Source organism: Billgrantia endophytica, from assembly GCF_002879615.1.
Classification (GTDB): Bacteria; Pseudomonadota; Gammaproteobacteria; order Pseudomonadales; family Halomonadaceae; genus Halomonas; species Halomonas endophytica.
This window is the reverse complement of sequence record NZ_PNRF01000012.1, coordinates 322,523-331,351: the sequence shown is the minus strand read 5'-3', so window position 1 is coordinate 331,351 and position 8,829 is coordinate 322,523. Positions and strand designations below refer to the sequence as shown.

7 protein-coding genes and 1 pseudogene are annotated in these 8,829 nt (G+C 62.8%); 1 reads left to right on the top strand and 7 read right to left on the bottom strand.

Going from position 1 to position 8,829, the window contains the following annotated elements; genetic code table 11:
* Positions 1–1,109: pseudogene (locus tag C1H69_RS06665) on the bottom strand (S-(hydroxymethyl)glutathione dehydrogenase/class III alcohol dehydrogenase).
* Positions 1,110–1,239: 130 nt separating this feature from the next.
* Between C1H69_RS06665 and C1H69_RS06660 the strand changes: the two are divergent.
* A complete protein-coding gene (locus tag C1H69_RS06660; protein ID WP_102652601.1) occupies positions 1,240–2,145 on the top strand; it encodes a LysR family transcriptional regulator in 906 nt (301 codons plus the stop codon).
* Between the two features lie 74 nt (positions 2,146–2,219).
* Here the strand turns inward: C1H69_RS06660 and C1H69_RS06655 are convergent, their stop codons facing one another.
* The 6 genes from C1H69_RS06655 to C1H69_RS06630 all read right to left on the bottom strand — a co-directional run bounded on the left by C1H69_RS06655 (position 2,220) and on the right by C1H69_RS06630 (position 8,706).
* The gene (locus C1H69_RS06655; RefSeq protein ID WP_102652600.1) at positions 2,220–3,203 is read right to left on the bottom strand and encodes a branched-chain amino acid ABC transporter permease; all 984 of its coding nucleotides are present in this window, start codon (positions 3,201–3,203) and stop codon (positions 2,220–2,222) included.
* Positions 3,204–3,207: 4 nt separating this feature from the next.
* A complete protein-coding gene (locus C1H69_RS06650) occupies positions 3,208–4,095 on the bottom strand; it encodes a branched-chain amino acid ABC transporter permease (protein ID WP_102652599.1) in 888 nt (295 codons plus the stop codon).
* 62 nt (positions 4,096–4,157) lie between these two features.
* The gene (locus C1H69_RS06645; RefSeq protein ID WP_102652598.1) at positions 4,158–5,381 is read right to left on the bottom strand and encodes an ABC transporter substrate-binding protein; all 1,224 of its coding nucleotides are present in this window, start codon (positions 5,379–5,381) and stop codon (positions 4,158–4,160) included.
* A 154-nt stretch (positions 5,382–5,535) separates the two neighbouring features.
* Entirely contained in the window at positions 5,536–6,288 is a 753-nt protein-coding gene (locus C1H69_RS06640; protein ID WP_240609844.1) for an ABC transporter ATP-binding protein, read from the bottom strand.
* A complete protein-coding gene (locus C1H69_RS06635) occupies positions 6,285–7,058 on the bottom strand; it encodes an ABC transporter ATP-binding protein (protein WP_102652597.1) in 774 nt (257 codons plus the stop codon). Before C1H69_RS06635 ends, C1H69_RS06640 begins: the two co-directional genes overlap by 4 nt.
* A gap of 268 nt (positions 7,059–7,326) precedes the next feature.
* The gene (locus C1H69_RS06630) at positions 7,327–8,706 is read right to left on the bottom strand and encodes an L-serine ammonia-lyase (protein ID WP_102652596.1); all 1,380 of its coding nucleotides are present in this window, start codon (positions 8,704–8,706) and stop codon (positions 7,327–7,329) included.
* Positions 8,707–8,829: the final 123 nt, after the last annotated feature.

The window sequence follows — 8,829 nt, the reverse complement described above, 5'->3', positions numbered from 1 at the left end:
TCAATAGTGCAGCACCGTACGGATGCTCTTTCCGGCATGCAGCAGGTCGAAGGCCTCGTTGATCGTCTCGAACGGCATGTCGTGGGTGATGAACTCGTCGATCTTGATCTCGCCGTTCATGTAGCGCTCCACATAGCCCGGCAGCTCGCTCCGGCCCTTCACGCCGCCGAACGCCGAGCCACGCCACACCCGGCCCGTCACCAGCTGGAACGGCCGCGTCGAGATCTCTTCGCCGGCCCCCGCCACGCCGATGATCACCGACTCGCCCCAGCCCTTGTGGCAGCACTCCAGCGCCGCGCGCATCACGTTGACGTTGCCGATGCACTCGAAGGAGTAGTCCACGCCTCCATCGGTGAGGTCGACGATCACCTGCTGGATCGGGTCCGAGTGCTCCCGGGGATTGACGACGTCGGTGGCGCCGAACTGGCGGGCCAGCTCGAACTTGTCCGGGTTGACGTCGATGGCGATGATGCGGCTGGCCTTGGCCATCAGCGCGCCCTGGATCACCGCCAGGCCGATGGCGCCCAGGCCGAACACCGCGCGGTGGAGCCAGGCTCCACCTTGGCGGTGTTGAGTACCGCGCCGATGCCGGTGGTGACGCCACAGCCGAGCAGGCAGATCTTGTCCAGCGGGGCCTCCGGCGAGACCACCGCCAGCGACACCTCGGGCAGCACGGTGTATTCGCTGAAGGTGGAGCAGCCCATGTAGTGGTGCAGCGGCTTGCCTTCCAGCGAGAAACGCGAGGTGCCATCCGGCATCAGCCCCTGGCCCTGGGTGGCGCGCACCGCCTGGCACAGGTTGGTCTTGCCCGAGCGGCAGAACTTGCACTGCCCGCACTCGGCGGTATAGAGCGGAATGACGTGGTCGCCGGGCTTGAGGCTGGTGACGCCGGGGCCGACTTCCTCGACGATGCCGGCGCCCTCGTGGCCGAGCACGGAGGGGAACAGCCCCTCCGGGTCGGCGCCGGAGAGCGTGAAGGCGTCGGTGTGGCAGACGCTGGTGGCCGCGATACGAACCAGCACCTCGCCGGCCTTGGGCCCTTCGACGTCGATCTCGACAAGCTCCAGCGGCTTGCCGGCAGCCAGGGCGACGGCGGCACGTGATTTCATGGGGCGCTCCTTCATGACATTGATGCAATGACCGTAGTCTATGTCATGACATGGCACGGGATTACCTGCACCAAATACACTACATTGTTGCTAGTGAGCAATAATGCCGAGCCAATGCCGGAGATCACCAATGCAGCGCTGGGATCGAATCGAAGCCTTCGTGGAAGTCGTGCGACTTGGCACCTTTGCTGCGGCAGCGCGCCAGCTCAAGGTTTCCAACTCCCATGTCAGCCGCCTGGTCAGCCAGTTGGAGAACCAGTTGGGCACCACCCTTCTCTACCGTACCACTCGCCAGATTCGTCTGACCGATGCCGGAGCGCTCTACTATGAGCACTGCCATCACCTGTTCGATGGCTTCCGGGAAGCCGAAGCGGCCATCAATGACCTCCAGGCTCGTCCACGTGGCGTACTCAAGCTGACCTCGGCGACGACGTTTGGCGAGCGCTTCATCGCACCGCTCATCAATGATTTTCTCTGCCTGCATCCCCAACTGGATGTGCGCATGCATTTCACCAATCGACAGGTGGATATCATCGATGAGGGCTACGACATCGCCATCCGCATGGGCGCTCTCAAGGATTCGACGCTGATCGCTCGACGAATCTGCGAGCGCCGCGAATATTTGGTCGCCTCGCCGGAGTATTTCACTCGCAACCCGCAGCCCCACTCTCTCGCCGAGCTATCCCACCACCGCTGCCTGGTCGGCTCTCGAGACCATTGGCGATTCGATGTGGAGGGTGTCCGCCGGGAAATCAGGGTCGAAGGTGCCTGGCAGGCCAACTCGGGACCGGCCTTGCTCGATGCCGCCCTGAAGGGCCTGGGGCTCGCACAGTTACCGGACTATTACATCGAGGAGCACCTGGCCCGGGGCGAACTGGTGTCGGTACTCGATGCCTACCACCACAGCGACACCGCCGTGTGGGCGGTCTACCCTCGCCATCGTCATCGCTCACCCAAGGTCCGCCAGTTCATCGATTACCTCGTGACACACATAGGTGAGGTGCTGCCGGCCCCCCAGGAAACACGGCCATCTTGAACAAAGGCTCAGAAGGCGCCCCGCAGGGCGCCGAAGAGCGATTCATGAGCGGGCCTGGCGGCAAGTCGCCAGGGTCACTTGAAGTTCTTGCGGTACATCTTCATGGCTTCACCCACGATGCCGCTGCGGAAGCTGAGCACGCAGATGACGAAGATCAGGCCCAGAATGACGTTTACCCAGTTGCCCAGCGGCGACTGCGCCAGCATGTGCTGCAGGCTGACCACCAGCCCGGCACCCACGATGGGGCCGAACAGGGTGCCGACACCGCCCAGCAGTGTCATCAGAATGACCTCGCCCGACATGTGCCAGTGGGCATCGGTCAGCGACGCCAACTGGAAGACGACGGTCTTGGTGGATCCGGCCAGGCCCGCCAGCCCGGCGGAGATCACGAAGGCCAGCAGCTTGTACGCATCCACGTTGTAGCCCAGCGATATCGCCCGCGGCTCGTTCTCGCGAATCGCCTTGAGCACCTGGCCGAAGGGCGAGTGCACGGCACGCTGCACGATGGCGAAACCGAACAGGAAGATGGCAAACACGAAGTAGTACATCGCCAGGTTGCTGCGCAGGCTGATGACGCCGAACAGATGCCCTCGCGGCACGCCGTGCAGGCCGTCCTCACCGCCGGTGAACGGCGCCTGGATGTAGAAGAAGAACATCAGTTGCGCCAGCGCCAACGTTACCATGGCAAAGTAGATGCCCTGCCGTCGAATGGCCAGGGCGCCAAAGGCAACGCCCAGCAGTACAGCCGCGGCGGTGCCTGTGAGAATGCCCAGCTCCGGCGTCAGCCCCGGATGACTCGACAGCAGGTAGCCGGTAACGTAACCCCCGGTGGCCAGGAAAGCGGCATGCCCGAAGGAGAGCAGGCCGGCATAGCCGAGCAGCAGATTGAAGGCGCAGGCGAACAGCGCGAAGCACAACACCTTCATCAGGAACACCGGATAGGCCACCAGGGGAGCGACCAGGCCGATGGCGATCAACGCCAGATAGAAGGCATTGCGGCGCAGGTTGGCGCGACGCTGGCGTTCCATGGCAGGGGTCAGGGTTTGAGTCGTGGCCATGATGTCATGCCTCCTTGCCGAAGAGCCCGGCGGGTCTGAGCATCAACACCAGAATCATGACCAGGAAGATCACGGTGTTGGCTGCCTCGGGGTAGTACACCTTGGTCAGGCCTTCGATCAGGCCCATGCCCAGGCCGGTGAGGATGGCGCCCAGAATCGAGCCCATGCCCCCGATGACCACCACGGCGAAGACCACGATCAGCAGATTGGACCCCATGGTCGGAGAAACCGGGTAGAGCGGTGCCGCCAGTACGCCGGCAAAGGCGGCCAGTGCCACACCGAAGCCATAGGTCAGCGTGATCAATAGCGGTACGTTGACGCCGAAGGATTGCATCAGGGCGGGGTTCTCGGTACCGGCCCGCAGGTAGGCGCCAAGCCGCGTGCGCTCGATGATGAACCAGGTGCCCAGACAGACGACCAGAGCCGCCAGCAATACCCAGGCGCGATAGATGGGCAGGAACATGAAGCCCAACTGGTAGCCGCCCTGCAGGGCGTCCGGTGTCGGATAGCGCGCCCCCGACACACCGAAGAAATTGACCAGCGAACCTTCGAAAATCAGTGCGAGGCCAAAGGTGAGCAGCAACCCATAAAGGTGGTCCAGGTGACCGATACGGCGAAGCAGTAGACGCTCGATCACCATCCCCAGCAGACCCACGAACAGCGGTGCCAGCAGCAGCGCCGCCCAGTAGTTGATACCCAGGTAGCGCATTCCCAGCAGGGTGGCGAAGGCACCCAGCATGTACATCGCCCCGTGGGCGAAATTGACGATCTTCAGCAGGCCGAAGATCACCGCCAGGCCCAGGCTCAGCAAGGCATAGAAGGCACCGTTGATCAGGCCCAGCAGCAGCTGGCCCATGAACACCGCCAACGGCACCCCGAATATCATCGTCATGTTAGGTTCTCCTCGCCGTCAGAGGAGCGGCGGCCAGGGGCCGCCGCCGTGTCTTGCACCGCTCAGTTCTGGACCAGATGGCACTGGCTTTCGGAAAGCGGCCGGTAGGCTTCTTCGGCAGGAATGGTGGCCAGGATTTCGTAGAGATCCCACTCACCACTGGACTCCTCCGGGGTCTTTACCCGGGCCAGATACATGTCGTGCACCATGCGGCCATCCTCGCGAATGTAACCATTGCGGGAGAAGAAGTCCTCGACCGGCTTCTCCGCCATGGCCGCCCGAATGATCTCGGGGTCATCGGTGCCCTGCTCGTCCACGGTATTGAGATAGTGCAGGGTGCTGGAGTAGATGCCCGCCTGAACCATGGTCGGCATGCGACCCACCCGCTCGTAGTAGCGCTCGGCCCACTCGCGGCTCTCGTCGTCCATGTCCCAGTACCAGCCGGTGGTCAGCAGCAACCCTTGGGTGGTTTCGAGCCCCATGGCATGGACGTCGTTGAGGAACACCAGCAGGCCGGCGAGCTGCTGGCCGGCTTCCACCACACCGAACTGGCTGGCGGTATTGATGGCGTTGACGGTATCGGCACCGGCATTGGCCAAGCCGATGATCCCGGCGCCGGAACTCTGGGCCTGGAGGATATAGGAGGAGAAGTCGTCGGTCGGGAACGGGTGGCGCACACGGCCGATGACCTCACCGCCACTCTCCTCCACTACCGACGTCACGTCGCCTTCGAGGGCATGACCGAAGGCGTAGTCGGCCGTCAGCATGAACCAGCTATCGCCGCCCTGCTCGACGATGGCCCTGGCCGTACCATTGGCCAGCGGATAGGTATCGTAGACCCAATGGATATGGTTCGGCGTGCAGTGCTCGTCGGTGATGCTGGACGCCGCCGCGCCGGAGACGATGCCCAGGCCATCGTTCTCCGCGATCACGCGGGTCGCGGCAATGACCACCGAGGAGGCGACCAGACCGGCAACCAGGTCGACGTTGCGGGTGTCGATCCATTCGCGCACGGTATTGGCGCCCACGTCGGCACTGTTGCGGTCATCGGCACTGAAGACCTCGATCGGTGCCCCTGCGACCTCGCCGCCGACGTCTTCGATGGCCATGCGCAGGGCCTCCAGGCCACCCGGACCGGCCAGGTCACGGTACGTACCGGACATGTCGGCCAGATAGCCGATGCGCACCTCACCGTCGCTGATCTCGGCCTGGGCGGAGGTCGCGACCAGAGCGGTGGCGGCGGCGATGGCGATGCTGCTGGCGAGAGTCTTCTTCATGAAGGTCATTTTCGTCTCCGTAGCCCCACGGGGCTGCTTGTTGTTGTGGCGATTCCTGCTCTGCAGGCGTCGCTCCTTCGGTTGTGGTAACGAAAGCTGCAATTATGGTTGTGATATCGCCGCCGAAGCGGCCCGTGTAAACCGGCTGCTGGGCGCCTCGCGCTCAGACCCCCAGCAGGGTATGGAGGTGATCGCGTTTCGAAGGCAGTTCGGCCGCCGAGATCTCCTCGATGATGCGCCCGTGCTCCATCACGTAGTGGCGATCGGCAAGCGGCGCGGCGAAGCGGAAGTTCTGCTCCACCAGCACGATGGTCATGCCGCGGTCCCTGAGCTTGACCAGCACCTCGCCCAGCGTCTGGACGATAACCGGTGCCAGGCCTTCGGTGATCTCGTCGAGCAGCAGCATGCGCGCGCCGGTGCGCAGGATGCGCGCCATGGCCAGCATCTGCTGTTCACCACCGGAGAGGCGGGTGCCCTGGCTGCGACGACGCTCATAGAGGTTCGGAAACATGTCGTAGATTTCGTCGAGGCTCATGCCACCGGAACGCACGGTGGGGGGCAACAGGAGGTTCTCCTCGACGTCGAGGCTGGCGAAGATGCCACGCTCCTCGGGACAGTAGCCCACACCCAGCCTGGGGATGCGGTGCGGTTTCATGTCGAGCGTCTCGTTCCCGTTGATCAGGATCGAGCCGGTGCGCCGGCCGACCATGTTCATGATCGACTTGAGCGTGGTGCTTCGCCCGGCACCGTTACGGCCAAGCAGTGTCACCAGCTCACCACGCTTAACGTTGAAGTCGACCCCATGGAGAATATGGGATTCACCGTAGAAGGCATGCAGGTCGCTGACCCGCAGCATGTCGGCATCGGCATGTTCACGATGCGGGGCAGCAACGGGCTGCTCGGCCAGTTGAGTCATGCTCCGGCCTCCTCTGCCACTGCCTCGGTGCCCATGTAGGCCTCCTTGACACGCGGGTCGGCGGATACGGCCTTGTAGTCGCCCTCGGCCAATACGGCGCCGCGTGCCAGTACGGTGATCCGGTCACACAGCCGGCTCACCACGCTGAGATTGTGTTCCACCATCAGCACGGTACGCCCCTTCGCCACCTGGCGGATGAGCTCGACGATACGGTCGACATCCTCGGCCCCCATGCCCTGGGTCGGCTCATCGAGCAGCATCAGGGTGGGCTCCATGGCCAGCGTGGTCGCCACTTCCAGGGCCCGCTTGCGTCCGTAGGGCATTTCCACCGTCAGCACGTCGGCGTAATCCGCCAACCCCACCTGCTCGAGCAGTTCCATGGCGCGATCATTGAGGTGATCCAGGGTCCGCTCGGACTTCCAGAAGTGGAACGAGGTACCGATGGGCCGCTGAAGCGCCACCCGGACGTTTTCCAGCGCCGTCATGTGCGCAAACACCGCGGAAATCTGGAAGGAGCGCACGAGGCCCAGCCGGGCGATTTCGTTGGCCTTCATCTTCGTGATCGACTGATCGCGATAGAGAATGTCGCCGCGGGTTGGCGGCAGGAACTTGGTGAGGAGGTTGAAAACGGTCGTCTTGCCGGCTCCATTGGGGCCGATCAAGGCGTGGATATGTCCTTCCCGAACCTGCAGATTGACATCGTCCACGGCGGTGAAGCCACGAAACTGCTTGGTCAACCCGCGAGTTTCCAGTATGAACTCCTGGGTCATGACGTCCTCTCTGGATCGCCGCTGGCGATTCGCGCTGATTTGTTGTCTTTGTCGTGAAGGCGGCGGCCGCAGTGCCAACCGGCGCCTCTAACCTTTACGTTAACGTAAGCTAGAGGAGAGATACCCGTGGGGCAACACCTGAAACGTTGAACTCGACCAATGGAGTAGAAAGGTCTCACGGCAATAGTTTGCAAACAAAAACGCGATGCCGCATAGGGCATCGCGTGGATTCAGCATAGGGGGTTGATACGAAAGCGTCTTTGAACGTTCAACACTCGATGGCATTGACCGCCAGGCCGCCACGGGAGGTTTCCTTGTACTTTGCCTGCATGTCACGGCCGGTATCGCGCATGGTACGAATCACCTTGTCCAGAGAGATGAAGTGCTCCCCATCACCTCGCAGTGCCATCTGGGCCGCATTGATGGCCTTTACCGAGGCGATGGCATTACGCTCGATACAGGGTACCTGTACCAGCCCCCCTACCGGATCGCAGGTCAGCCCCAGGTTGTGTTCAAGACCGATCTCAGCGGCATTCTCCACTTGGGCCACGCTGCCACCCATGACCTCGGCAAGCCCGGCCGCCGCCATGGCACAGGCAGAGCCGACCTCACCCTGGCACCCTACCTCGGCACCGGAAATGGAAGCGTTCTTCTTGCACAGGATGCCCACCGCGCCGGCGGCGAGCAGGAAATCCACCACGTCGCGCTCGCTGGCGCCGGACTTGAACCTCATATAGTAGTGAAGCACCGCCGGTATGATCCCGGCAGCACCGTTGGTCGGGGCGGTGACCATCCGGCCACCGGCAGCGTTCTCCTCATTGACCGCCAGTGCAAAGACATTGACCCAGTCCATGGCCGAGAAGGTCGATGCGATCAGACAGGGGTCATCCTCCGCTGCCAACAGGTGACGGTGCAGCGTTGCGGCACGGCGCCGGACATTGAGCCCGCCCGGCAGCACGCCCTCCTTCTGAAGACCGGTTTCGACGCAGGCCTGCATGGCCTCCCAGACCTGCCAGAGGCCGGCTCGCACCTCGTCCTCACTGCGCCATGCCTTCTCGTTCTCCAGCATCAGTTCACTGATCCGCAGATCATGCATACGGCACAGCGCCATCAACTCGGCGGCGGAATTGAAGTCATAGGGCAAGGTCGTGGTGTCGGCGTCAAGCTCTCCCCGCTCGGCCTGTGCCTCGTCGATCACGAAGCCGCCACCAACCGAATAGAAGGTGTTACGCCACCGTTCATCCGAATGACCATGGGCAATCAGCGTCATGGCGTTGGGATGATAGGGCAGGCACTCGTCGTTCCACTGCATGTCACGCGCCCAGAGAAAGGGAATTGAAAGACGGCCGTCGAGCAGCAGCGTATTGGATTCGAAGAGCTCTTCAAGGCAAGGAGCGACAATGGCCGGGTCGATCCGGTCAGGCCGCTCCCCCATCAGCCCCATGATCGCTGCCCGATCGGTGCCATGGCCCTTGCCGGTTGCGGAAAGCGAACCGAAGAGTCGTACCTCGACACGCGTCACGCGCTCCAGCAGGTCCTGCTTGCGCAACGCCTGGATGAAATCGTAGGCGGCACGCATCGGCCCTACCGTATGGGAGCTGGACGGACCAATGCCGATCTTGAACAGGTCGAATACGCTGATTGCCATCGGAACACCTCAGAGACCGGCCCTGCCGATCATGTCGTCGCGGCCAGTCGGTCACGGCCCGAATACATGAGCCATACTAAACACAATTGCCATTCAGGCATTTCATGACACTATGGTGGACGC

Coding starts and splice junctions, on each gene's coding strand:
- C1H69_RS06630 (WP_102652596.1), bottom strand. CDS start 8,706: ATGGCAATCAGCGTATTCGACCTGTTCAAGATCGGCATTGGTCCGTCC.
- C1H69_RS06640 (WP_240609844.1), bottom strand. CDS start 6,288: ATGACTCAACTGGCCGAGCAGCCCGTTGCTGCCCCGCATCGTGAACAT.
- C1H69_RS06645 (WP_102652598.1), bottom strand. CDS start 5,381: ATGACCTTCATGAAGAAGACTCTCGCCAGCAGCATCGCCATCGCCGCC.
- C1H69_RS06660 (WP_102652601.1), top strand. CDS start 1,240: ATGCAGCGCTGGGATCGAATCGAAGCCTTCGTGGAAGTCGTGCGACTT.
- C1H69_RS06650 (WP_102652599.1), bottom strand. CDS start 4,095: ATGACGATGATATTCGGGGTGCCGTTGGCGGTGTTCATGGGCCAGCTG.
- C1H69_RS06635 (WP_102652597.1), bottom strand. CDS start 7,058: ATGACCCAGGAGTTCATACTGGAAACTCGCGGGTTGACCAAGCAGTTT.
- C1H69_RS06655 (WP_102652600.1), bottom strand. CDS start 3,203: ATGGCCACGACTCAAACCCTGACCCCTGCCATGGAACGCCAGCGTCGC.